Raw genomic sequence first — 24639 nt, 5'->3', positions numbered from 1 at the left:
GCGGGCGGCGTCGTTAGCATCTGTCGCATGGAACCCCTTATTCTCGTGATCGGCGCCGGTTTTCTCGCGGGCGCGATGAACGCGCTGGCGGGCGGCGGCTCGTTCGTGAGCCTGCCCGCGATGATCGCCGCCGGCTTGCCACCGGTTCAGGCGAACGCTTCGAGCACCGTCGCGCTGTTTCCCGGCGGCGTGGTGAGTGCGTGGGCGTATCGCGACGGGCTCGGTCCGGTCGGCTCGGTATCGATCCGCAAGATGCTGCTCACCACGCTGATCGGCGGGTTTGTCGGGGCCGCGCTCTTGCTTTCCACGTCGTCGAAAACGTTTTCCTTCGTGCTGCCGTGGCTGCTGCTGTGCGCGAGTTTCACGCTCGCGTTCGGCCGAAAGCTGGGGGAAGTGCTGCGGCGGCGCTGGCATATCGGCGCCGGCGCGGTCCTGTCGATCCAGTTCGCGCTCGGGGTGTATGGCGGTTACTTCGGCGGCGCGGTGGGCATCATGATGATGGCCGTCTGGGGCCTGCTGGATGCGCGCGACCTCAAGAGCCTGAACGCGCCGCGCACGCTGCTCGTGAGCGCGGCCAACTCGGTCGCGGTTTTGACGTTCGCAGCGGCGCAGGCGGTGCGCTGGCCAGAAACGATCGCGATGCTCGTCGCGGCGATCGCAGGTGGCTATGGCGGGGCGCAAGTCGGCCGGCGCGCGCCGCCACAGTGGATACGCGCAGGCACCTTGCTCGTCAGCGCCGGCATCACGATCGCATTTTTCGTAAAGACGTATGGGCCGATGCTTCAGCATCGATGACGCGCGCGTCGACGTTCAGGGAGACCGTCATGATTCCCGCCTTGCTCGAAACTTTAGGTGCGCTTTCGCTGCTCGCGAGCGTCGCGGCGAAGATCATGCTGTTGCGCGATTCGCGCGAGGACGAGGCGGCCGACGCGCCCGAGGCTTCGACAGTCGTTGCGCATGAGTGCACGCCGTGTTTCCGATGCGGGGCTCATCGCGAGCGCCGCGTGCGTTCGGCGTTCAGTGCGCGTTGCGCTCGAGTGGCGGCAGGCCGAGCGGTTTTCGCGCGGACTCGTAAGCACGGATGAAGCGCGGATCGTCGTCGATTTCACGCGCCATCCACTGCGAGAGATCCTGACCGCAAGCCGGATCGGCGATATCGCGAAAGCACGGAGAACTTGCGGGCATCATGCTCGCTGCCCAGTAGAAGCCGAAGAGAACCTGTTTTTCGGCGGCCTCCATGACGAGGGCTTGCGGATCGGATCCGGAAAACCAGCGGCCGAGCTTGCTCGAGAGCGACGCCTCGGTTTCGTGGCTGTCGTACGAGAACACATAACCGCCACCCGCCTGCGCCGTATGAAAGTCATTCATGACGACGTCCGTGACGAAGCGCGCCGCTTTTGCATTGGTTGCGAACGTTTGCGCGTGCACATCGCAACTCAGAAACCAGAGTGAGACGAGCAATGCCTTAGTTTTGTGCCCAACGAGCGCCCGGCATTTTTTCCGATTGCCAGCCGAGTCGACTCGAATTAGAGGAAATATTTGCGCGCGCACTTAAACCGGCATCGAAAAATAAGCTATGGATTCTACCGATTTGTCGAATTGCCGGTGGAGAAACGAGTTATCGGACAGATGAATCAATGCTCTGCCTGAATGAGCTCGCCAATGCAAAACGGCCCATTCGGGCCGTTCCGTGCCTGAGGCGCGTGCGCTTGACTTACAGCGGCTGGATCGTCGAAGCTTGCTTGCCCTTGGGGCCTTGCTTGACTTCGAAGCTCACCTTCTGGTTCTCCTGCAGCGACTTGAAACCCTTGGATTGGATTTCGGAGAAATGTGCAAACAGGTCTTCACCGCCGTCGTCCGGCGTGATGAAACCAAAACCCTTTGCATCGTTGAACCACTTGACCGTACCTGTTGCCATTTTTTTCCAAACCCTTTGAGACGAATTTCGTTGAGGTTGCGCTTCGAATTGTCGAGCGGCATAGAGTTTTACCATGCCAAAACGCCGAGTTCAAATAAGCGTTTCTGCTAAGAGACGCGACATAAGCACGTCATACTCGCCGCCAAATGCCGACCGTACGGAATGTTTTTTGACCGGACTTTTTGGTCCGCTCGATGGATTATCCTCGACAACTCGGTCAGGCAAACGACAAAGGGCATCCTATCATGGCACACACGCTTTCCAGCGCCGGACAACGCATTGCGCCCGGAGCCGTGCGGCTCGCCTCGCCGGAGATTGCGCAGGCGCGCCGCGAACTTGCGGCTTGTTTTCGGCTCGCGGCGCTTCGTGGTTATGAAGAGGGCGTCTGCAATCACTTCTCGGCCGTGGTGCCTGGCCATGACGATCTGTTTCTCGTGAATCCCTTCGGATATGCATTCAGCGAGATTACGGCCTCGCGACTCCTGATCTGCGATTTCGATGGCCGTGTCATCGATGGCGAGGGAGAGCCCGAAGCGACTGCATTCTTCATTCACGCGCGCCTCCATAAGCTTATGCCTCGCGTGAAGGCGGCGTTCCATACGCATATGCCGAACGCGACCGCGCTGTGTCTGCTCGAAGGCCCGCCGCTTCTATGGCTCGGACAGACCGCGTTGAAGTTCTATGGCCGCACGGCCGTCGATGAACACTACAACGGCCTCGCGCTCGACAATGCCGAAGGTGATCGCATCGCCAGCGCGATGGGCGATGCCGACATCCTCTTTCTCAAGAATCACGGCGTGATCGTCGCGGGCGCGACCATCGCAGAAGCGTGGGACGATCTCTACTATCTGGAGCGCGCAGCGGAAGTGCAATTACGTGCGATGAGCGCGAACCGGCCGCTCAGGCCGGTGCCGCATGAGATCGCGCAGCGCACTTATGAGCAGATGCGCGCGGGCGATGCTGAAAGTGCGCGGGCGCATCTCGCGAGCGGGATGCGGGAGTTGCGCGCGCGAGGGATTGATTTCGAAGCGTGAAAATCACGCCGACGTTCGCCACTTGACGGAACACGTCGGAGATATTCGCGCTCGACAGAAAGATGTTGCCGCCGTCCGCCGCGTGTGGCGATGTCAAAGCACCCACCAAGGGCAAGCACGATGGTCAAGCTGATGATGATCCTGCTGGGCGTGGACTACCTGCGCAATCGCTCGCGTAGTCTGATGGTGACGGGCTGGCTGCTTCTGATCATCGGCATCGGCGTGTTCGTCGATGCCCTCGATGGCGCGCTCGGCTTTCCCATTGCATTCGTCGGCTGGCTGCTGCTGATCGAGGGCACGCTTACGCTTGCAGTCGCGTGGGCTGGCGTCGGCGGGCAGCGCAGGCTGCGTTATGCGAAAGGCATCGCGTTCGTGCTCACGGCGGCGCTGATCTTCGAGGGCAATCATCACGGCCACTTCATTCTCTCCATACTGATCGGACTCGCGTTCCTGTTCGATGGTCTTCTGCAAGCGACCTCGGCGCTTGTCGTGCGCTATCGGCGTTACCGGGTCGCGCTCGGCTTCGCGACCTTTGAAATGCTGCTCGGCATCTTCATGATTCAGCCTTATCCCACGCACTATAAAGGCACGGTGCCTTATTGCATCGGCGCATTCTTCATCTTCGCGGGTTGGAATCTGATCCTGATTGCGACGCGCGTGCGCAAGCTGACGAGCAATCCCGCCGTATGGGGCGATAGCAGCGCGGAAACGGCGAACGGAACCGGCGAGACGAACCATGTCGCGCGCCCGGCGCTGCAGGCGCGCGAATGGGACGGCCCGCCCGCCGACGATGAACCCGCGCTGACCGTGCATGTATGGACGCCGGTGGGATCGTCGAAGGCGCAAACACAGTGGCATCCGATCGTCGATCGATATATTGCGGCTGTCGATGGCAATGGCGTGATTTCGACGGGACACGCGGCGCTCGAATCGCCCGAAGGCATCTACGTGAGCCTTTATCCGGCAGTCGAGATCGACCGCTCGCCCGATGACTTCGCGCGGCTCTTGCGCGCCACGCGCGAAAACGACGTGCCCGGCATGTTTCAACAAAGTTATGCGGTCGAATCGAAAGCGTGGTGTCCGTCGACGACGCGCGTGCGCATCCGCAATTACGATCCGGTTCGTCTGGATAGCTTCTGGCGCAACTATCGCGAGGACACGACGTATAACCTTACGCATCGCAATTGTTCGAGCAGCGTGTCGCGCGCGCTGGACGCAGCACTGGAAGGCGCGGCAGGGCGCCTGTACGGCGCACGCGCGGGCTGGGGCGCGCTGTTTCGAATGATCGCGACGCCGGAGTTATGGGTCGCCGCGCAAGTGCGCAAGCGCGCGGTGACGATGGCCTGGACGCCCGGCCTCACCCTCGACTATGCGCGTGCGCTCAGCATGGTCGCCGATCCGCGGCCGTATGGCTGGTTGAAGGTGACGCGCATGGCGCTCGCGAAGATGCGTGAATCGCGGCGCGCATGGCGCGAGGAAGGCACGCATGCTTCGGGCGGTGGATCGAATATCGATCCGCCCGCACGCGTTTGATGCGATGTTTCAAGGTTATAGATCGAGCTCGTCTTCGGCCTTGCGCGCGCGACGCTCTTCGTTCGCACGGCGCGCGCGCAATCGCTGACGCGATAACTGGGCGATCACTTCGCCCGTCGATGCGCCCGGCGGAATTTCATTGCGAATGACCTTGGGCACCATCGGCAGTCCCATGCGCTGTCTGCGCAGCGCGCGGGCAATATGGGTGCGGCATTCCTGCCCGTGACAATCCCATTCGTCACGGATTCGCTCACAGTAGGGACATTGTTCCATCCTTACAGTTTATCGCGAAACGACGACGCCTCTCGTACGCTCAGACGTCCCAGACGCCGCTTTGCGCGACTCGCGTTGTATAGTCCTCGAACGAGCGCGCTTCGCGATGCAAGGCTAGGCGCACGCCATCGGAAGGCTTTTCATTGCGGCCGTCGAGCACGGTCGTGAACAGATAAAGTATCAGATCGGTTTCCGGCTTCGATACCCCCGCTTCGATAAGACCCGCGCGAAATGCATGTGCGGGCACGGGCGCAAGACGCAGGTCGCGCCGCGACGCTCGTGCGATGCATGCGAGCGCTTCGGCGAACGAGATCGCGCGAGGGCCGGTCAGCTCATATAGCCTGTTTTCGTGGCCTGGCTGTGTGAGTGCCGCGACGGCGGCATCGGCGATATCTTCCGCGTCGACGAAAGGTTCCTTGATATCGCCAACCGGCAAAGCGAGCGTGCCTTGGCGAATCGGGTCGAGCAGGAAGCTCTCGCTGAAGTTCTGCATGAACCAGCTGCAACGCAAGATCGTCCAGATTGCGCCCGAGCGTTGCAGCGCATCTTCGGCGGCTTGCGCTTCTTCTTCACCGCGTCCCGAAAGCAGTACGATCCGCTGCGCGCCGTTTGCAAGCGCCGTGTCGAAAAATGCGCTGACCGCATCGAGCGCGCCGGGAATCGCGAGATCGGGCTGATAGGTGACGTAGACGCGCTTCACGCCCGCGAGCACAGTGCTCCATGTCGCGCGATCGTTCCAGTCGAAGCGCGGCTGGGTTGAGCGCGCGCAAGCGCGAACTCCGATTCCGTGCGCGCGAAGTCTTTCCGCCACGCGCCGTCCTGTCTTGCCGTTCGCGCCAAGAACGAGGATGGGCGCCGCATCGAAATCCAAATGGGCCATGACTGCCTCCGGATATTAGAACGTGAGAGTTGCTCACGTTTTAAACATGATAGATACTCACGTTTGGCTGTCAAGTTTTTTGAGCCCGCAATCGTGCGGCAAAGGAGTCGACATGCAAGAGAAGCCGCCGCGCAAGAAGGGGGAAACGAGCGTTACCCGCAGGCAGCCCGCGCAGCAGCGCAGCCGCGAGCGCCTCGATCGCATTCTGGAGGCCGCGCAGCAGTTGATTGCGGAGAAGGGCAGCGAGCACGTGAAGATGAGCGAGATCGCCGAACTCGCGGAGATATCGATCGGCTCGATTTATCAGTATTTTCCCGACAAGCGCGCGATCGTGCGCACGCTCGCCGAGCTATACGCGGCCGAGAGCCGCCGTTGCGTGCGCGAAGCGCTCGAAGCCGTGCAAAACAAGGCGCAATTGCGCGAAGCGTTCGCGTCGCTTGTCGACCAGTACTATGAGATCGTGCGGGACAAGCCGGTGATGCGCGACATCTCGTCGGCGCTGCGCTCGGACAAGGAACTGATGAGCATCGAGATTGCGGAAAGCAAAGCGTGCGGCGCGCTGCTCGCAGCGGCGATCCGGCGCGTGACGCCGCGAGTGGAAAGCAAGCGCGTCAATGCGCTCGCGTTCCTGATCTGGCAGATGGGCGAGGAAACGATGCGGCTCGCCGTCGCGCATAAGCGAGGCGAGGGCACGCTACTGGTCGACGCCTATAAGCAGATGAGCCTGCGAGCGATCGAAGAGACCTGAAAACGGCACGCGCTCATCCACTCAGCTGATTCGACGTGCCCGGGCGCCGCTCGCGCTGATGATGATCGAGGCGGCGCCTCAACACCTTCTTGACGAGCCCTTTGAGGAAGTGGATCGAGCGGTCCGCACGCACATTCAGATCGAACGGCGCGAGCGCGACGACTTCGCGCCCGCCGCGCCCGGCGATCCTCTCGCGCGTCTCGCGATGATCGACGGCCATCGCCTCGAGCGTCTCGGACGCCTCTTTGAAAGAAGCGCGGTTCACTCGCGCGCAAACAAAGCACGCGCGGCGAAACGTCTTGTCGAAAACGGTGAGCCAGAAATCGTCCATCTCGTTGCCTTCGCAACGCGCGAGCGCTTCCTGGCCGTTGGCGCGCAGATCGCGAACGTCGCGCAGCGAAGCCAACTGCGTGATGCTGCCGAAGCGCCTGCGATAACCGATCAATGGCGTCGCGATGCGATAGATAGTGCTTGCGCGAAGATAGGTCGAGGGCACGACGGCTGCGTCCTCGTAATGTCGTCCGACGGGAAAAGGAGCGGCGTCGAACAGATCGGTGCGATAGACGCGCGCCCACGCGAAGCTATGGAACTTGTCGGCGAACTGCTGCAGCGTTTCGCGATTCATCGGATATCCGCCGCGTTCGCCCTGTTCGACGAGTTCGATTTGTTCGAGCTCGCGTCCGTCGTCGTCGATGATCCTGACGTTGTACTCGACCAGATCCCACTTGCGCTCGGCGAGGAGGGGCATGACCGCTTCGGTGAAACCATTCAGATAGATGTCGTCGCCATCGAGAAAACCGACATAAGGCGTGCGCACCGCTGCGAGACCGGTATTGCGCGCGGCGCTCAAGCCAGCGTTTGCCTGCTGCAGCAACTCGATATGCACGCCTCGATCACGTTCGACGATGGCGCGCGCGGCCGCATAGGTCTCGTCGCGGGAGCCGTCATCGACGACGATGATCTTTATCGCGTCGATATGAGGCTGCGACAGAAGGGACTCGAGCGCTTCCTCGATATATCCCTCGATGTTGTATGCCGCCACGACGATGCTGAGCAGCGGGCTCGTGTCTCGCAAGGAGTCACTCTCATACGGCATGGATGACGCTCCGTCGGTGATTGGATCTCTCTCTTCACACGCTGGATGCGAAGAGCGGTCGAGTCATGCAATTGGTCTGACGGATGCGGCCGGCTCGATCACCGTGAATGCCCGGACAACCACGAAAGCCGCCGCGCCGCTTGTAGTTGCGCATGTCAGGTCATATGGCCGGCCCCGGATGCCCGGCCTGACGTGAATGTCGATAGATTAACCGCTAAGAGCAGATTCTGCGCCTTCGGTTCCCCAACACCTCGCATGTTAGCGATGGAAGGAAACGAAGCTATGACACCTGCATGTTACCGGAACAAAAAAGATCAAAAGCAATTGCAATGCCATGATTCACGCCGCGCGCGGTCAATGATGCTTCTATCACGTCGAGCATCATATGTTTCCGATGGTGCCTTATCACGCGTTGCCGCGCCTGCACGAAACGGTGAAGCACGACATGCCGCCGCCCTATGCGAGCACGATCGCGGCCTATGCGGAGATCATTCCGGCCGCACCTTCGCGATCTACCGGATGAACGATGCCGTATTCGCAAGCGACGGCCTGTGCACGCACGAGCACGTTCATCTCAGCGACGGCTTCGTGATGGACTACGTGATCGAATGTCCCAGGCACAACGGACGCTTCGATATCCGCGACGGCCGCCCGCTATGCGCGCCCGTTTGCGAAAAGCCGACGACGTATCCCGCGAAAACGGAGGGCGGGCGCATCTTCATCGAAATCTGAAAGCGCGGCCGATGCATTAAACACGGAACATGCTGACCGCACGCGAGAGACGTTCGGCCTGATCGCGCAACTCGGCAGTCGAGTGTTCCGCTTCACCGACGAGCGCCGCGTTCTGCTGCGTCGCTTCGCCGATCAACATGACCGCGCTATTCACCTGTTCGATGCCGCTCGCCTGCTCGCGCGACGCAACGCCGATCTCGCCAACGATCGCATTCACGCGCGAGACGCGCTCCACGATGCCGTTCATCGTGCCGCTCGCTTCCTCGGCGATCTTGTAGCCGTGTGAGACTTTCGACGCCGATTCCGCGATCAATGCCTCGATCTCCTTCACGGCGCTCGCGCTGCGTTGCGCGAGCGCGCGCACTTCCGATGCGACCACGGCAAAGCCCTTGCCATGCTCGCCAGCGCGCGCCGCTTCGACGGCTGCGTTCAACGCAAGAATGTTGGTCTGGAACGCGATGCTTTCGATGGTCGCGGTGATATCGGCGATACGTCGCGCCGATGCATCGATCTCGCCCATCGTTTCGACGACGCGTCCCACCGCCTCGCCTCCCGCGCGTGCCGCATCCGATGCCGATGCGACGAGCGTGCCCGCCTGCGCGGTATTCGCCGCGTTCTGCTGCACGGTGGACGTGATTTCTTCCATGCTTGCAGCGGTTTCCTCGACACTCGCCGCCTGCGTAGCGATGCGCGTCGCGATATCGCTGCTGCCCGACGCGATGCGCGCGGTGCCCTCGTTCATGTCGGCCGATGCGCTGCGCACCTGCGCGACGATCTCCGCGAGCCCGCGCGCGATGCCGTCGATCGCGCGCATCAGGCGGCCGATATCGTCTTCGCGCGCGCTGTCGATACGCACGGTGAGATCGCCCGCGGCGATGCGTTCGGACGCACGCGTCACATCGTCGATGGGACGGCCGACGAGCTTCGTCACGGCATACAGCAACACGCCGACGAGCAGCGCCACGATGGCGACCCCGAGCATCAGAAAGCGGTCGCGGCTTTCGTGCACGTCGGCGAGCAGCTCGTCGCGATACGCAATGCCGCCGATCATCCATTGCCATTGCGGCACGGACATATAGACGATCTCTTTTGTGCCGCCATGCACGCGCGCATCCGCGCCCGCGATATCGGCGCCGTCGAACGTGAGCTTGCCTTCATGCGATTCGAGCATCTGTTTGAAGGGCGCGACGCGCTCATCGGCGAGCTCGCCTTTCGAGCCGGGATGCACCAGCAGCTTGCCGCGATTCGCGCCATTCGATGCATCGACGACGAAGTGATAACCGCTTGCGCCGATCACGAGTTTCGCGATGCCGTCCTGCAGCGCGGCGAATTCGGACGTGACGTCCACGCCCACGAAAAGCGCGCCGATCACGCGGCCCGACGCATCGGTGACCGGCCTGTACTCGGTGATGTACTGCTTGCCGAACAACGCCGCGATGCCGATATACGGCTTGCCCGCCATCATCGGCGCATACGCGGGGCCCTTGCGATCGAGCAGCGTGCCGATGGCGCGCGTGCCGTCCTGCTTCTTGAGCGATGTCGTCACGCGCACGAAGTCGTCGCCGGCGCGCGCAAAGATCGTCGCGATGGCGCCGCTTTCTTCGAGAAACGCATCGGGAATCGCGAAGTCGTTGTTCAACGGCTTGTCGCCGGCGAGAAAGGTCGGCGTCGCCACGCCGCCGACATCGACGGAGCGCGTCTCGTCGAGCGCGAAGGTCGTGGGCAGGCGATGCGCGAAGATCGTCGTGAAGCGCGTGACCTCGGCGCTCACGGACTTGTCGAACAGGCCGATCATCGTCGCGATCGAGCGATTCTCGCTTTCGACGCGCGCGAGGGCGTGCGTGTCCACTTGCTCGCCCGCGCTTCGCGTGACGGCGACGGTGAAAAAGGCAACGACGACGGCCGTGAGCGCGCAGGCGAGCACGGCGAATTTGGTCCCGACGTTCATGCGGGCCAGAGCAATACGGGGCATGGGGAGTGACTGAACGATAAGAGTAGTTATATCGACCCTTAACGGCAGAAATTGCGCTGCGCTTTAATTTTCTTGCCTTGCGGTGTCAGCGGCGCTGTCTCATCGCCAGCGCGACGCCCGAAAGCGTCAGCCCCATTGCGATCGCCTCGCGCGCGCCAAGCGGCTCGCCGAGCGCGAGCGCCGCCGCGACGATACCCAGGATCGGCACCAGCAACATGCCAATGGACGCGACATCGGCGGGCAAGTGGCGCAGCGTCGCGAACCATGCGAGATAGCACACGGCCATCGGCACCAGGCTCATGTAGACGAGCACGGCCCAGCCGTCCAACCCCAGCGCGGAAACGACCGGATGCTCGATGAAAAGGCCGAGCGCGATCATCGGCGCGCAGCCGATGCCGACCTGCCACGCGACCAGCGTGATCGGCGGGATGGGCATGGGCCCGTGCGAGAGCACCGTGCCGAGCGCGAACAACACCGCGGCCGAGAGCGCGAACGCGATGCCGGCGATCTTGCCGCCATCGAACGAAAGTCCGTGCGCACCGAGCAGCGCGACGACGCCCGCGAGACCCAGCGCGAGCGCGCAGAAGCCCGCGACCGATGGCTTGCGCTTCGCGATGGGCCACGCGAGCAGCATCGCCCAGATGGGCATGGTGTAGACGAGCAGCGCGCCTTCGCTGACCGAAAGCCATTTCATCGAGAGCGTGGAGAAGCCCATCCAGGCGAACACGTTGATGGCCGATGCAAGCAGAAGCCGTGGCACGAGCGCGGCGGGCACGCGCAGGTTCTCGCCGGCGAGTTTCGCGATGACGCCGAGCAGCACGGCGGCCGCGATGCCCGCGACGCCGCGCGAGAACAGCGGCGGCCATTCGCGCAACAGGACCTTCATGGCGGGCCAGTTCAGCGCCCAGCCGGTGGCGGTGACGAGCAGATAGATGAACCCCGTGAAGCGAGCAGGCATGGAAGACAGGATTTGTAGTTCGTTGTTGTCGTTCGTCGGGGTTCGATCATACAGGCGCTGTCTTCGGCCCGAAGGCCGGCATCGGCATTTTGCATGCAGAAGGCGGCATGCAAAGTGCCAACCGGTTTGGGAGCGCCGGACAACGCGCCGCACGAGGATTCCAAGAAAAAACGATTAACTCACTGCATCCCAAAAAGAAGAGCGTGGTCCGTGCCTCGGTAACGGCCAGACAACGGCGAGTAGGCCTGGATTAGGGCAAATACTAGGATAGCCAGTCGACAACAAACCCACTATTCTTCGAAAAAACGTTTTCCAAGACAGGCCGGCTTTGACGTCACAGCCCGCACAAAGCCATGTCCACGGCGCTCGTCGCCGTTCCACGCAACAAAGAACGCGGCACGACGAGCGCCGCCGCGTCCGGAGACTTTCATGAACACTGTCGTTGCCGGCGTCGTGCGAACCGCCAGCCGTTACCGCTGGACCGTGTGCGCGCTGCTTTTCTTCGCCACGGTCATCAACTACATGGACCGGCAGATTCTCGGTCTGCTCGCCCCGATGCTGCAGCACGACATCGGCTGGACGCAGGTGCAGTACGGCCGCATCGTGATCGCGTTCTCGGCGTTCTACGCGATCGGGCTGCTGTGCTTCGGGCGCATCGTCGACTGGCTCGGCACGCGCATCTCCTATGCGCTCGCGATGTTCGTCTGGAGCATCGCCGCGATGCTGCATGCGGCCGTCGGCTCGGTGACGGGCTTCGCGATGGTCCGCGCGCTGCTCGGCATCGGCGAAGGCGGCAACTTCCCTGCCGCCATCAAGACGACCGCCGAATGGTTCCCGCGCCGCGAACGCGCGCTCGCGACCGGCATCTTCAACTCCGGCGCGAACATCGGCGCGGTGTTCGCACCCGCGCTCATTCCGGCGCTCGCAGTGGCCTTCGGCTGGCGGTCGGCGTTCGTGATGGTCGGCGCGATCGGCCTGATCTGGCTCGTGGTGTGGTTCGTGATGTATCGCCAGCCGGACGGCCGCGCGCATGACGACGAAATCGCCAACGAAGGCGACGAAACCAATGCCGCCGATGCCGCCAACGCAAAAGCGGGCGCACCGGGCTTCAAGGAACTCATCAAGAAGCGCGAAACGTGGGCGTTCATCGTCGGCAAGTTCCTGACCGATCCGGTGTGGTGGTTCTATCTGTTCTGGCTGCCGAAGTGGCTCAACGAATCGCGCGGCATGGACATGCAGCACATCGGCTTGCCGCTCGTCGTGATCTATGCGATCACCACCATCGGCAGCATCGGCGGCGGCTGGATTTCGTCGGCGCTGCTGCGTGCGGGCTGGACCGTGAATGCGGCGCGCAAGACCGCGATGCTGATCTGCGCCTGCGCCGTGCTGCCGATCGCGTTCGTCTCGCAAGCCGAGAATCTGTGGGTCGCGGTGGCGATCGTCGGTCTTGCGGCAGCAGCGCATCAGGGCTGGTCCGCGAACCTCTTCACGACGGCATCGGATCTGTTCCCGCGGCGTGCGATCGGCGCGGTGGTCGGTATCGGCGGCATGGCCGGTTCGATCGGCGGCGTGCTGTTCTCCGAAGTGATCGGTCAGGTGCTGCAGCGCACGGGCCACTACTGGGTGCTGTTCGCGATCGGCGCATCGGCGTATCTCATCGCCTTCGCGATCATGCACGTGCTCACGCCGAAGATGACGCCGGCGAAGCTCTCGGCGTAATTGCAGTTCTTATTAGTCAAGCAATGCGCCGCGCCGCTCGCATGAGTCATACGCAGGCGGTGCGGCGTGCGTCATGCAGCCGCGGCAGTCGATTCACGCACGATGAGCCGCGGCTCGAACATGGAGTTGCCCGGGTCGGGATGACCGGCGAGGGCGTCGATGAGCTTCTGCATCGCCAGTTCGCCCATCTTCTCGCTTTGAATGTCGACGGTCGTGAGACCGGGCGCGGCGTAGGCGCCGTAAGGCACGTTGTCGATGCCGGTCACGGAGACATCTTGCGGCACGCGAATGCCGAGCGACGCGGCTTCCTTCATGAAGCCGAGCGCGATGAGATCGTTGTAGCAGATCACGGCTTGCGGTCGCTTCGGGCCGAGCATCACGCGCGAGCAGGCTTGTTCGCCAGCGAGCGAAGTGGGCGCATGGGCTTCGTAGATGTCGAGTTCGAGGCCTGCTTCGGCGAGACAGTCGCGCGCGCCGCGAATCCGTTCATCGTTGATGCGCGCTTGCTCGAAGCCGAGATACGCGATGCGGCGATGCCCGAGATCGAGCAGATGACGCGCGAGCATATATGTGGCGAGACGGCTGTTGATGCCGACGCTCGGAATCGGCAGTTCGGCGTTGCGCAGCAGCACGACGGGCTTGTCGAGATCGAGCATCCATTGCGCGTTTTCGTCGGCGAGGCGCGAGCTGACGAGCAAGCCGTCCACGCGCTGCGCAAGCGCTTCGATGAGCGGACGTTCGCGCGCCTGGTTCTCGTCGATATCGACGAGCAGCAGCGTGTAGTCGTGCCTCAGCGCAATGCGGTTCGCGCCCTTCACGACATGCGTGAAGTGCGGATTGCTGATGTCGAGGATCGTGATGCCGATGGTGCGCGTCTTGCCGGTGATCATCGAGCGCGCGAGCGGGTTCGAGCGATAGCCGAGCGAGTCGATGGCTTCCTTGAGCTTCGCCTCGACGGGCGCGGAGAAGCGCTGTGCGCCGTTGATGTACTTGGACACCGTCGCGACAGAGACGCCCGCGGCGGCGGCGACGTCGCGAATGGTCGGGGAAATTTTTTTCATTCGGAGGGTAACGTTTTCGCAGTGTTACCGGATTGTCGCAGAAATTCGGGAAACGATGACATCGCATCTTGCATTTTGCATGCATCGTTTTTGCATGCCAAACGTCGTTTGACGGTGGGCCCAGCCGATCGCTATAGTCCAGAAAACGTTTTCTTCCTTTTTGCTTTCAACGCATCACCATGTATTCGACAGGAGTCTCGATGAATCAGCCAAACGCAGCGGACAAGCCGTTCAAGCGCCTGCTTCTGACCGGCGCGGCCGGCAATCTCGGCCGCCAGTTGCGCGGCGCGCTCGCGCAATGGGCCGACGTCGTGCGGCTCTCCGACATCGCACCGCTCGACGATGCGGCGAGTCACGAAGAAGTCAGCGCCGTCGATCTCGCGGATCGCGAGAAGGTGATGCAACTGGTCGAAGGCGTCGATGCGATCGTGCATCTCGGCGGCATTTCGATCGACGCACCCTTCGACGATCTGATCGAAGCGAATATCCGCGGCACGTACAACCTCTACGAAGCGGCGCGCCGTCATGGCGTCAAGCGCATCGTGTTCGCGAGCTCGAACCATGCAATCGGCTTTCATCCCGTCACCGAGGTGCTCGACGCGGATTCGCCGCTGCGCCCGGACAGCCTCTACGGGGTGACCAAGTGCTTCGGCGAGTCGCTGTCGCGCTATTACTTCGATCGCTTCGGCATCGAGACGGTGTGCCTGCGCATCGGCTCGTCCTTCGAGGAACCGAAGAATCCGCGCATGCTCGTCACGTTTCTGAGCTACCGCGACTTCATCGAACTCGTGCGCTGCTCGCTGTTCACGAATCGCGTCGGTCATGCGGTCGTGTATGGCGCGTCGGACAATCCGGTGAAGTGGTGGGACAACGCGAAGGCGGGATTCATCGGCTTCAATCCGCAAGACAGTTCGACGCAGTTCAACGGCCTCTTCCCGGTCACCGCGCCGAGCGCGGAGCGCGACGATCCCGCGCGGCGTTTCCAGGGCGGTGCGTTCGTGCTGGGCGAACCGATGGAGCGCAAGCGATGAGCGCAACAGTGCGCGTCGAGCGGCTCGACGCGGGCGGACGCGCGACGGTCGGCGAATGTCCGGTGTGGCGTGGCGAAGAAAACGCGCTGTACTGGGTCGATATTCCGGCGCGGCGCATGGTCCGGCTCGACATCGGAACCGCGCGCCGTACGGAATGGGCGTTCGACGAACAGGTCGCGTGTTTCGCGTTCGATTCGGCCGGGCGTGTCGTCGCGGGCATGGAGAGCGGCGTCTTCGCCGTGACGCTTTCGGACGCAAACGAAGCGCGCGCCATCGCGCTGGCCGCGCCGGAATTTCCCGCCTCCGGCATGCGCTTCAACGATGGCCGTTGCGACAGGCAAGGGCGCTTCTGGGCCGGAACGATGGTGCAGGACATGTCGCTCGCGAGCACCGCGGGCGCGTTGTACCGCTTCGATGAAAAGGGCACGTTGTCCGCACCGGTTGTCGAAGGTTTGATCACCCAGAACGGTCTCGCATGGTCGCCCGATGGCAGAACGATGTACCTGTCCGACTCGCATCCGCAACGCCGTCTCGTCTGGGCATTCGACTTCGGTCCGGAGACTGGCACGCCAGGCGCGCAGCGCGTATTCGCCGATCTTCACGATTACGCGGGACGCCCGGATGGCGCGGCCGTCGATGTGGACGGCTGCTACTGGACCTGCGCCAACGATGCGGGCCGCCTGCTGCGCTTCACGCCGCAAGGCAGGCTCGATCGCGAGATCGCCTTGCCGGCGAGCAAGCCGTCGATGTGCGCGTTCGGCGGCGCAGACCTGAAGACGCTGTTTGTCACGACGATTCGTCCGGCAACGAATGCCACTGAAGACGATGGTTTCGTGTTCGCATTGAACCCCGGTGTGCAAGGCTTACCGGAGCCGAATTACGCCGGGGTGTTACCGGTCGCATAAATTGCAAAAAGCGGGGCGGTCCATCCGCCCTGCACGCAATTTTTTCGCACATTTTGGGATGCGAGGCAGTTGGTGCACCGCGTCGGCGCGCATCGAAAAGCGAGGCACGTCACGCTTCGGAACCGATACCAAGGTCAAACACCAATGCTTTAGTTTCTCCTTAGAGAGTAGTCTCCGCAGGTATCTCAAAGACCTGCCGATTCTTCTATCTGGAGGAGACATAGATGGACCTTGAAGCTCGCACCATGAGGCGCGTGATGGTTCGCCTCGTGCCGTTCCTGATCTTGTGTTACTTCATCGCGTATCTGGACCGTGTCAACGTCGGCTTTGCGGCGTTGCAGATGAACAAGGCGCTCGGCTTCACCGCGAGCATGTTCGGCTTTGGCGCCGGCATTTTCTTCATCGCCTACTTCTTTTTCGAAGTGCCGTCCAACCTGTTGCTCGAACGGTTCGGCGCGCGCCGCTGGATCGCGCGAATCATGTTCACGTGGGGCATCCTCGCGGCGGCGATGGCCTACATCCCGCACATCGCGCAGGCGACGGGCCTGTCGAACGCCTATGTGTTCTACGGCCTGCGCATTCTGCTCGGCGTCGCTGAAGCGGGCTTCTTTCCCGGCATCATCTTTTTGCTGACGTTGTGGTTTCCGGCGAAGTATCGCGGGCGCGTCGTCGGCTACTTCATGGCGGCGATTCCACTGTCGACCGTGATCGGCGGGCCCATCTCCGGCGCGCTGCTGCAGATGGACGGCATCAACGGCATGGCCGGTTGGCAGTGGCTGTATCTGATCGAAGCGATTCCCGCGCTCCTGCTTGCGTTCGTCGTGTACTTCTATCTGACCGACAAACCCGCCGACGCGCACTGGCTCGCGAAGGACGAGCGCGAATGGCTCGTCGATCGTCAGGCGCATGAGCGGGCGCATCGCGAGGCCGTACATGCGTTCAGCGTGAAGGAAGCCATCTTCAATCCGCGCGTGCTGGCCATTGCGTTGATCTACTTCGGCGCGAACGCGACCAACTATGGCCTGAGCTTCTTCCTGCCGCAGATCGTGAAGGCGTTCGGCCTGACGAATGTGCAGACGGGCTTCGTCACGTCGCTGCCGTATGTGGTCGGCGTGATCAGCATGGTGCTCTGGGGACGTCATTCGGATCGCAAGATGGAGCGCCGCTGGCATGTCGCGATCGCGCTGATGGTGGCGGCGGGCGGCATCGCCGCATCGGCGGGACTCGATAACCCGGTCCTGAAGATGGTCGCGCTGTCGATCGCGGGCTTCGGCATCTTCGGCTGCCTGCCGGTGATCTGGACGCTGCCGGCATCGTTCCTCTCGGGTGCGGCGGCGGCCGGCGGCATTGCCGCGATCAACTCGCTCGGCAATCTCGCGGGCTTCTTCGGACCTTATGCGATGGGCTGGATCAAGGACAGCACGGGCGGCTTCGGCGCAGGTCTCTTGTGTCTCGCGGGCGCGGGGATGGTCGGTGTGGCGGCGGTGTTGCTGCTGCATCACGACTCCGCGCTGGAGACGATTTCACATCCGGATGACGGGAAGGATGGCGAGCCGAACATGGCAGCCCGCTGAGCGTTGCATCAGCGCAAGGACCGCGCGGTCCTTGCGCATTCAGTCGGATGACGCCTGCGCCCGGCGCAACCGCTCTCGGCTATTGATCAGATGCAGGCGCATCGCCGTGCGCGCCGAGTCCGCATCGCCGCGTTCGATGGCATCCGCGATCTGCTCGTGCTCGCGATTCACGCGCATCAGATACTCCGCGTACTGATCGCGCGGAATGGGCGTCGCGGTAATGCGCGTGCGCGGAATCATGCGCGTGCCGAGATGCTCCATGATCTCGACGAAATAGCGATTGTTCGTCGCTTGCGCGATCTCCATGTGAAAGCGCAGATCCGGCGCGATGGTATCGGTCGCCCTGCCGACGCTCTGCGCGAAATCGGCGAGGGCGGAGCGCATCGTCGCCAGCCGCTCGGCATTGCAACGCGTGGCCGCGAGTCCCGCGCATTCGGTCTCCAGACTGATGCGCAGTTCGAGAATCGCGAGCGCATCGAGAGAGCCGGCGACATCGGCGGGATCGAGCGTCAGAAGCGGCGACGCGCCCGCTTCGCTGACGAACGTGCCGATGCCATGCCGCGTCTCCACGAGACCGGCGGCTTGCAATCGCGATAGCGCCTCGCGCACCACCGTGCGGCTCACGCCGAACCGCTGCACCATCTCCGCTTCGGTCGCCAGTCGGCTGCCGGGCTTCATCTCCTTCGAATCGATCTGCGCGCGCAACGCATCCACCAGTTGCGCGGTGAGGCTGCGTCGCGTGCCGGGCAATGCAGTGGCGCCGTCGGCAGGACAGGCCGAAGAAGCGGGGAGCGTGTCGGCATGAAAATTGGGCGATAGCGTCACGGCGTTCTCGTTGGAATGGGTTTTACACACATTGACAAATCGGTCGGCAAATGATGATATGCGTCATGCAGTGATATGACAACGTACAAGAAGTTGCGTGCAGGGTTAAGCCTAGGGTCTGTTCACATATAAAACGTGCATGCGAACGCCCGAAATCGGCTGTAGTGCAAGGAGCGCGGCGCGCCGTTTGGCCTCCCCAAACAAGCGATGCGCGACGCCGCAGTACGGCCGATTTCGGGCGTTCCCCTGGATTGGATTTTTTTTAGTCAGGGGTTGCCCCGTAAAGGGCCGCTCGCGGCGTCATGCTCCTCGCGAATACCGACGTATTAGCTTCGTCGCATTCCTTGCGATCGGCCCTTTACGGGGCAACGCATGCACGTTTTATATGTGAACAGACCCTGGCACGACAGCTTTGCATGACGGAGACAAAATTCGATGGAACAACAACACAGCGCATCGTCCGCCGACTGCGCCGCGCAATTCGACCGCTTGCTGCTGACGGGCGCCGCGGGCGGAATCGGGCGGGCGATCCGGCATCGTGTCGCGCAATTCGCGCGGCAGGTGCGCATCTCCGATCTGCCCGGCGTCCTTGCGAGCGACGCGGCGCTTCACGAAGAAATCGTTGCGTGCGATCTGGCCGACCGACAGGCCGTCGATGCGCTCGCCAAAGATTGCGATGCGATCGTTCATCTCGGCGGGGTATCGGTGGAGCGACCGTTCGAGGAGATTCTCGAAGCCAACATCAAGGGCGTGTTCAATCTCTATGAAGCAGCGCGCCGTCAGGGCGTCAAGCGCATCGTGTTCGCGAGCTCGAATCACGTGACCGGTTTCTATCGGCAGGACGAACGAATCGACGCCGCCGCGCGCAAACGTCCCGACGGCTACTACGGCTTGTCCAAGTCGTTCGGCGAAGACACGGCGCAACTCTATTTCGACCGTTACGGCATCGAGACCGTGAGCATTCGCATCGGCTCGGTGTTTCCGGAGCCGAAAGACCGCCGCATGATGGCGAGCTGGATGAGCTACGACGATTTTCACGACCTGTTGCGCCGCAGCCTCTTCACGCCGGACGTCGGGCACACGATCGTCTTCGGCATGTCCGCGAACGCGCACACCTGGTGGGACAACCGCTGCGCCGCGCATCTGGGTTTCGTGCCGCGCGATTCGTCCGAGCCATTCCGCGACAAGGTGGAAGCGACGCCGCCACCCGCCCCCACCGATCCGGTGGCCGTGCTGCAGGGCGGCGCCTTCACGACGACTGGCCCGTTCGACCCGGTTTAATGCATGCAAGATGCAATATCACGGCATTTGTAGTATGTCGTCATACATCACGCGCCGGCCGCATTGAACAGAGCGCCCCAACATAACAGTGACTTTGCCGCCATGTTTTCTCTCGATTTTTCACCGCTGTTGCCGTACTGGCCGACGTTCCTGCTGGGCGCGTGGCTGACACTCAAGATGACGTGCGTCGCCGTGTTCTTCGGCCTGATCCTCGGCATGCTGGTCGCGTTCGCCAAGCGCGCGAAGGTGCCGGTGCTGACGCGTGTTTGCATCATCTATATCGAGGCCGTGCGCAACACGCCGTTCCTCGTGCAGATCTTTCTGCTGTATTTCGGTCTTGCAAGCATTGGATTGCGTATGCCGACCTTCGCGGCCGCCGCGCTCGCGATGACGATAAACATCGGCGCCTATGCGGCCGAGATCATTCGCGCCGGTCTGGAATCGGTGCCACGCGGCCAGATCGAGGCGGCCGAGTGCCTGGGGCTGTCAAAGTGGCGTATCGGCTGGCACGTCATGCTCCAGCCGTCGATCGAAAAGGTTTATCCCGCGTTGACGAGCCAGTTCCTGCTGATGATGCAGGCCTCGGCCATCGCCTCGCAAATCTCGGCGGAAGAGCTCACGGCGGTCGCCAATACCGTGCAGTCCGATACGTTCCGCTCGCTCGAAACGTACATCGTGGTCGCGGCGCTGTATCTCGTGCTGTCGCTGATCATCAAGCTCGTTGCGTGGCAGGTCGGCGAGCATCTCTTCAAGCGGCGCCGCGCGATCCGTCTCGCCGCGAAGCGCGCGGGCAAGGCGCCGCCGGATTCGCAGCGCATCGACACGGTCATTCCGGGAGGTGCGGCATGAGTGGCGGATTCACGGCATCGCATCTCGTCTATCTGGCGCAATCGATCGGCTGGACGCTGGCGCTGTCCGCGCTTGCTTTCGTGCTCGGCGGCATCGGCGGCTTCGTCGTGATGCTCGCGCGCATCTCGCCGCGCGCCTGGCTTGCACGCGCGGCGCTCGTGTATATCGAAGCGATTCAGGGCATTCCGTTGCTGATCCTGCTCTTCATCGTGTACTTCGGCTTGTCGGTGTATGGCTATCAGGTGCCGGCGCTCGTCGCGGCGGGCCTCGCGCTGATGGTTTATTCGAGCGCATATCTTGGCGATATCTGGCGCGGCTGCATCGAAGCGATGCCCAAGCCGCAGTGGGAAGCGTCGGAGTGCCTGTCGCTCACGCGCTGGCAGACGCTGCGTCTCGTGATCATCCCGCAGGCGATGCGGCTCGCCTTGCCGCCGACGGTCGGCTTTCTCGTGCAGCTCATCAAGATGACGTCGCTCGCTTCGGTGATCGGCTTCATCGAACTGACGCGCGCGGGCCAGATCATCAACAACTCTATCTTCCAGCCGTTCCTCATCTTCGGACTGGTCGGCGCTTTTTATTTCGTCCTGTGCTATCCGCTTTCGCGCTGGAGCCAAACGATGGAGAACAAGCTCAATGTCAGCAATCGTTAAGGTCGGCGAGATTCACAAGAGCTTCGGCTCCAATCATGTTCTCAAAGGCGTGTCCTTCGAAGTCAACAAGGGCGAAATGATCGCCGTGATCGGCGCGAGCGGCTCGGGCAAGAGCACGGCGTTGCGCTGCATCGATCGCCTCGAAACCATCGACGAAGGTCAGATCGAAGTGTGCGGCATTCGCGTCGACGATCCCAAAGTCGATCTGCATCTGTTGCGCCGCGAAGTGGGCATCGTGTTTCAAAGCTATAACCTCTTTCCGCATCTGACGGTGGAAGAGAACATCATGCTCGCGCTGCGTCACGTGAAAAAGATGTCGCGCGATGAAGCAAAACGCATCGCGACGAACGTGCTGGAGCAGGTCGGTCTTGGTCAGAAAGCGGATGCCTATCCCGAACAATTGTCAGGCGGACAGCAGCAGCGCGTGGCGATTGCGCGCTCGCTCGCGATGTCGCCGAAAGTGATGTTGTTCGACGAAGTGACCTCCGCGCTCGATCCTCAACTCACGGGCGAAGTGCTGCGCGTGATGGAAGACCTCGCGGCGGACGGCATGACGATGCTGCTCGTCACGCACGAGATGGCCTTCGCGAAGCGCGTCGCGGACCGCATCATCTACATGCATCAGGGCAAGGTATGGGAAGTGGGTGACGGCAGCATGCTCGATGCGCCGCGCACGCCTGAATTGCGTGCGTTTCTGGATAACGGACTTTGATTTGACTAACGCAATATCGATAACAACGGAGACTTGACTTGAAAGCAAAGACAATCATTGCACGCGCCGCACTCGCCACCTTGATGATGGCAGGCGCCATGCACAGCGCGATGGCCGATCAACTCGACGACATCAAGAAAGCAGGCGTCGTGCGCGTCGCGATCGCGATGGGCACGCCGCTCTTCAGCTACGCCGACGCGAACCTCAAGCCCGCGGGGTCCGATGTCGATACGGCTGCCGCGCTCGCAAAGGATCTGGGCGTGAAGCTCGAACTCGTGCAGATCACGAACGCCGCGCGCATTCCGACGCTGCAGGCGAAGCGCGCGGATCTCGTGATCGCCGATCTGTCGATCACGCCCGAGCGCGCGAAGGTGGTCGATTTCTCGGTGCCGTATGCGGTGATCACGATCATCGTCGGCGGCGTGAAGACGATCAAGGTGAAGGACTATGCGGACCTCGACGGCAAGACCATCGGCCTCACGCGCGCAACGGTGAACGACACGCTCACGACGCAGCAGGCGAAGGGCGCGCAGATCCAGCGCTATGAGGACGACGCGACGCTCATCACGTCAATGGTCACGGGTCAGATCGACGTCTTCTCGAGCACGCCGTCGAACCTGCAGGAAATGCAGCATCGCGCGCCGCAACGCAACATCGAAATGAAGTTCGAGCAAAAGAACTTCGATCTCGGCATCGCGCTGAACAAGGATCAGCCGCGCCTCAAGGAATGGGTGAACAACTGGGTCACCACGAACCAGAAGAACGGCAATCTGAACACGATCTACAAGAAGTATCACGGACGCGATCTGCCGGATAGCGTGCGCAAGGGCGCTTGACCGCTGGCGTCGTCGAGACGCGTCTGACCGCCGTATGCCTCCGGGACGCGCCGTTCCGGAGGCATATGGCCGGCTCTCACTGCATTCTGCATACAAGATTCCTTCGGGAATAATGCATTCAAAATTCGCGCGTCGCGTCGTGCGTGCGCGCGCCGACCCGCGCCAGGCCAGACGGCTTCGGCACCGTTCAGGACAATCCCGGGTTCTCCGTCGTACACTGCCTCTTCGTTTTGCATGCTGCATGCATTGAGCCATTGCGCATGCGTCGCGGGCCGCAGTGCCGCGCGACGCCGCCATTCGCAGGACTCCATTTACAGGAACCATCATGGCCAAACAGACGGTTGCCGACTATCTGGCGAAGACGCTTGCCGCAGCGGGCGTGGAACGCATCTGGGGCGTGACGGGCGACAGCCTGAACGGACTCGCATTCAGCCTCGACCGCGTAGGCTCGATCCGCTGGATGCATACGCGCCACGAAGAAGCGGCCGCTTTCGCAGCAGGCGCGGACGCTGCCGCGACGGGCAAGCTCGCCGTCTGCGCGGGCAGTTGCGGGCCGGGCAACCTGCACCTGATCAACGGCCTCTACGATTGCCATCGCAATCATCAGCCCGTGCTTGCCATCGCCGCGCATATTCCGTCGACGGAAATCGGTCTCGGGTATTTCCAGGAAACGCACCCGCAGGAATTGTTCAAGGAGTGCAGTCACTTCGTGGAACTGGTGTCGAATGCGTCGCAGTTTCCGCGCGTGCTCGAACGTGCGATGCGTGCGGCGATCGATCAGCGCGGCGTCGCGGTGATCGTGCTGCCGGGCGATGTCGCGTTGAGCGACGGCCCGGACGTCGAGCCGCGCTGGACCGCGAGCGCGCCCGGCGCGATCCTGCCCGCGGACGCGGATCTCGACAAGCTCGCGGACCTGTTGAACGGCTGCGAGGCGGTGACGATCATGTGCGGCAGCGGCGTCGCGGGCTCGCACGACGAAGTGGTCGCGCTCGCCGATACGCTCGGCGCACCCATCGTGCATGCGCTGCGCGGCAAGCCGTTCATCGAGTACGACAATCCGTTCGATGTCGGCATGACCGGGCTCATCGGTTTCAGTTCGGGCTATCACGCGATGATGTCGTGCGACACGCTGCTTCTGCTCGGCTGCGATTTTCCGTATCGGCCGTTCTATCCGCCGAAAGCGAAGATCGTGCAGATCGACTGGCGCGGCTCGCAACTCGGGCGCCGTGCGCCGCTGGAGATGGGACTCGTCGGCACGATCAGGGAGACGCTCGCTGCGCTCTTGCCGAAGCTGCAGCGCAAGAACGAGCGCCGTTTCCTGGCGAACGCGCTGAAGCACTACGCGACCGCGCGCAAGGATCTCGATGATCTCGCGACGCCGTCGGCACCGGGCCGTCCGATTCATCCGCAATATCTGACGAAGCTCGTCGATGAACTCGCGGCCGAGGATGCGATCTTCACCGTGGACGTCGGCACGCCCACGCTCTGGGCCGCGCGTTATCTGACGATGAACGGCAAGCGCCAACTGCACGGCTCGTTCAATCACGGCTCGATGGCCAACGCGATGCCGCAGGCGCTCGGCGCGCAGGCTGCGCAACCGCAACGGCAAGTGGTGTCGCTATCGGGCGATGGCGGCTTGTCGATGCTGCTTGGCGATCTCCTCTCCGCCGTGCAGCTCGATCTGCCGATCAAGGTCGTCGTGTTCAACAACAGCCTGCTCGGCTTCGTGTCGATGGAGCTGAAGGCGGGCGGCTATCTCGACACCAACGTCGATCTGAGCAAGACCGACTTCGCGCAGATCGCGAAGGGCGCCGGCATCTGGTCGGTGCGCGTGGAAGAGTCGGAGCAGCTCGAGAACGCGTTGCGCGAAGCATTCGCGCACAAGGGGCCGGCGGTCGTGGATGTGGTCACGTCGAAGCATGAACTCGCGATGCCGCCGACCATCGAGCTGTCGCAGGCGAAGGGCTTCAGCCTCTATATGCTGCGTGCGATTCTGAGCGGGCGTGGTGACGAGATCGTCGAGCTTGCGCGGACGAACTTGCGTTGAGCATG

General features: G+C 62.5%; 23 protein-coding genes and 2 pseudogenes. 16 read left to right on the top strand and 9 right to left on the bottom strand.

Going from position 1 to position 24639, the window contains the following annotated elements:
• The first annotated feature begins 27 nt into the window (after positions 1 to 27).
• Positions 28 to 795 (top strand): sulfite exporter TauE/SafE family protein, encoded by a 768-nt coding sequence (locus AWB75_RS04210; protein WP_061122825.1) that lies wholly within the window; start codon positions 28 to 30, stop codon positions 793 to 795.
• Positions 796 to 1017: 222 nt separating this feature from the next.
• Here the strand turns inward: AWB75_RS04210 and AWB75_RS04205 are convergent, their stop codons facing one another.
• Positions 1018 to 1368: a hypothetical protein gene (locus AWB75_RS04205; protein ID WP_235011961.1), complete on the bottom strand. Its 351-nt coding sequence runs from the start codon at positions 1366 to 1368 to the stop codon at positions 1018 to 1020.
• A 346-nt stretch (positions 1369 to 1714) separates the two neighbouring features.
• Positions 1715 to 1918, bottom strand: a complete 204-nt coding sequence (locus AWB75_RS04200; protein ID WP_008347993.1) for a cold-shock protein — start codon at positions 1916 to 1918, stop codon at positions 1715 to 1717.
• A 245-nt stretch (positions 1919 to 2163) separates the two neighbouring features.
• On the opposite strand from AWB75_RS04200, the gene AWB75_RS04195 reads away from it, so the two are divergent.
• The gene (locus AWB75_RS04195; RefSeq protein ID WP_061123034.1) at positions 2164 to 2952 is read left to right on the top strand and encodes an aldolase; all 789 of its coding nucleotides are present in this window, start codon (positions 2164 to 2166) and stop codon (positions 2950 to 2952) included.
• A gap of 120 nt (positions 2953 to 3072) precedes the next feature.
• The gene (locus AWB75_RS04190) at positions 3073 to 4485 is read left to right on the top strand and encodes an HdeD family acid-resistance protein (protein ID WP_061122823.1); all 1413 of its coding nucleotides are present in this window, start codon (positions 3073 to 3075) and stop codon (positions 4483 to 4485) included.
• 15 nt (positions 4486 to 4500) lie between these two features.
• On the opposite strand, the gene AWB75_RS04185 is transcribed toward AWB75_RS04190, so the two are convergent.
• Both AWB75_RS04185 and AWB75_RS04180 read right to left on the bottom strand, forming a co-directional pair.
• The gene (locus AWB75_RS04185; RefSeq protein WP_061122822.1) at positions 4501 to 4758 is read right to left on the bottom strand and encodes a hypothetical protein; all 258 of its coding nucleotides are present in this window, start codon (positions 4756 to 4758) and stop codon (positions 4501 to 4503) included.
• 40 nt (positions 4759 to 4798) lie between these two features.
• Positions 4799 to 5638, bottom strand: coding sequence for an NAD(P)H-binding protein (locus tag AWB75_RS04180; protein ID WP_061122821.1), 840 nt, complete (start codon positions 5636 to 5638; stop codon positions 4799 to 4801).
• Positions 5639 to 5750: 112 nt separating this feature from the next.
• Here AWB75_RS04180 and AWB75_RS04175 point away from each other — a divergent pair, with 112 nt between their 5' ends.
• A complete protein-coding gene (locus AWB75_RS04175; protein WP_061122820.1) occupies positions 5751 to 6386 on the top strand; it encodes a TetR/AcrR family transcriptional regulator in 636 nt (211 codons plus the stop codon).
• Between the two features lie 13 nt (positions 6387 to 6399).
• Here AWB75_RS04175 and AWB75_RS04170 read toward each other — a convergent pair whose 3' ends face one another.
• A complete protein-coding gene (locus tag AWB75_RS04170) occupies positions 6400 to 7482 on the bottom strand; it encodes a glycosyltransferase family 2 protein (RefSeq protein WP_061122819.1) in 1083 nt (360 codons plus the stop codon).
• 367 nt (positions 7483 to 7849) lie between these two features.
• Between AWB75_RS04170 and AWB75_RS04165 the strand changes: the two are divergent.
• Positions 7850 to 7981, top strand: a pseudogene (locus AWB75_RS04165) (fatty acid desaturase); the annotation flags it as partial.
• Positions 7969 to 8214 (top strand): annotated as a pseudogene (locus AWB75_RS04160) (non-heme iron oxygenase ferredoxin subunit); the annotation flags it as partial. The pseudogenes AWB75_RS04165 and AWB75_RS04160, both read left to right, overlap by 13 nt.
• 16 nt (positions 8215 to 8230) lie before the next feature.
• Here the strand turns inward: AWB75_RS04160 and AWB75_RS04155 are convergent.
• Positions 8231 to 10186, bottom strand: coding sequence for a methyl-accepting chemotaxis protein (locus AWB75_RS04155; protein ID WP_061122817.1), 1956 nt, complete (start codon positions 10184 to 10186; stop codon positions 8231 to 8233).
• 85 nt (positions 10187 to 10271) lie between these two features.
• A complete protein-coding gene (locus AWB75_RS04150) occupies positions 10272 to 11144 on the bottom strand; it encodes a DMT family transporter (protein ID WP_061122816.1) in 873 nt (290 codons plus the stop codon).
• A 429-nt stretch (positions 11145 to 11573) separates the two neighbouring features.
• Here AWB75_RS04150 and AWB75_RS04145 point away from each other — a divergent pair, with 429 nt between their 5' ends.
• A complete protein-coding gene (locus AWB75_RS04145) occupies positions 11574 to 12863 on the top strand; it encodes an MFS transporter (RefSeq protein ID WP_061122815.1) in 1290 nt (429 codons plus the stop codon).
• Between the two features lie 71 nt (positions 12864 to 12934).
• Here AWB75_RS04145 and AWB75_RS04140 read toward each other — a convergent pair whose 3' ends face one another.
• The gene (locus AWB75_RS04140; RefSeq protein WP_061122814.1) at positions 12935 to 13924 is read right to left on the bottom strand and encodes a LacI family DNA-binding transcriptional regulator; all 990 of its coding nucleotides are present in this window, start codon (positions 13922 to 13924) and stop codon (positions 12935 to 12937) included.
• A 200-nt stretch (positions 13925 to 14124) separates the two neighbouring features.
• On the opposite strand from AWB75_RS04140, the gene AWB75_RS04135 reads away from it, so the two are divergent.
• From AWB75_RS04135 to AWB75_RS04125, 3 genes are all read left to right on the top strand, one after another.
• Entirely contained in the window at positions 14125 to 14955 is an 831-nt protein-coding gene (locus AWB75_RS04135; protein WP_061122813.1) for an NAD-dependent epimerase/dehydratase family protein, read from the top strand.
• Positions 14952 to 15860, top strand: coding sequence for an SMP-30/gluconolactonase/LRE family protein (locus tag AWB75_RS04130; protein ID WP_061122812.1), 909 nt, complete (start codon positions 14952 to 14954; stop codon positions 15858 to 15860). The genes AWB75_RS04135 and AWB75_RS04130 overlap by 4 nt, the downstream gene beginning before the upstream one ends.
• 224 nt (positions 15861 to 16084) lie before the next feature.
• Complete coding sequence (locus AWB75_RS04125; RefSeq protein ID WP_061122811.1) at positions 16085 to 17434, top strand: MFS transporter; 1350 nt, start codon at positions 16085 to 16087, stop codon at positions 17432 to 17434.
• A gap of 39 nt (positions 17435 to 17473) precedes the next feature.
• Here AWB75_RS04125 and AWB75_RS04120 read toward each other — a convergent pair whose 3' ends face one another.
• A complete protein-coding gene (locus tag AWB75_RS04120) occupies positions 17474 to 18259 on the bottom strand; it encodes a FadR/GntR family transcriptional regulator (protein WP_087086466.1) in 786 nt (261 codons plus the stop codon).
• A 435-nt stretch (positions 18260 to 18694) separates the two neighbouring features.
• Between AWB75_RS04120 and AWB75_RS04115 the strand changes: the two genes are divergently transcribed.
• From AWB75_RS04115 to poxB, 6 genes are all read left to right on the top strand, one after another.
• Complete coding sequence (locus tag AWB75_RS04115; protein ID WP_061122809.1) at positions 18695 to 19540, top strand: NAD-dependent epimerase/dehydratase family protein; 846 nt, start codon at positions 18695 to 18697, stop codon at positions 19538 to 19540.
• A 102-nt stretch (positions 19541 to 19642) separates the two neighbouring features.
• Positions 19643 to 20389, top strand: a complete 747-nt coding sequence (locus AWB75_RS04110) for an amino acid ABC transporter permease (RefSeq protein WP_061122808.1) — start codon at positions 19643 to 19645, stop codon at positions 20387 to 20389.
• The gene (locus AWB75_RS04105; protein ID WP_061122807.1) at positions 20386 to 21039 is read left to right on the top strand and encodes an amino acid ABC transporter permease; all 654 of its coding nucleotides are present in this window, start codon (positions 20386 to 20388) and stop codon (positions 21037 to 21039) included. The genes AWB75_RS04110 and AWB75_RS04105 overlap by 4 nt, the downstream gene beginning before the upstream one ends.
• A complete protein-coding gene (locus AWB75_RS04100; protein WP_061122806.1) occupies positions 21023 to 21751 on the top strand; it encodes an amino acid ABC transporter ATP-binding protein in 729 nt (242 codons plus the stop codon). Before AWB75_RS04105 ends, AWB75_RS04100 begins: the two co-directional genes overlap by 17 nt.
• Before the next feature lie 38 nt (positions 21752 to 21789).
• The gene (locus AWB75_RS04095; protein ID WP_061122805.1) at positions 21790 to 22587 is read left to right on the top strand and encodes a transporter substrate-binding domain-containing protein; all 798 of its coding nucleotides are present in this window, start codon (positions 21790 to 21792) and stop codon (positions 22585 to 22587) included.
• 325 nt (positions 22588 to 22912) lie between these two features.
• Positions 22913 to 24634 carry a ubiquinone-dependent pyruvate dehydrogenase gene (gene poxB, locus AWB75_RS04090; protein WP_061122804.1) on the top strand — a complete coding sequence of 574 codons (1722 nt, stop codon included), beginning with the start codon at positions 22913 to 22915 and terminating at the stop codon, positions 24632 to 24634.
• The last annotated feature ends 5 nt before the right edge of the window (positions 24635 to 24639 follow it).

Source organism: Caballeronia catudaia (assembly GCF_001544755.2).
In the GTDB taxonomy this organism is placed as follows: domain Bacteria; phylum Pseudomonadota; class Gammaproteobacteria; order Burkholderiales; family Burkholderiaceae; genus Caballeronia; species Caballeronia catudaia.
Note: the sequence above shows the minus strand (reverse complement) of the source record. Positions and strands in the feature narration are given on the sequence as shown.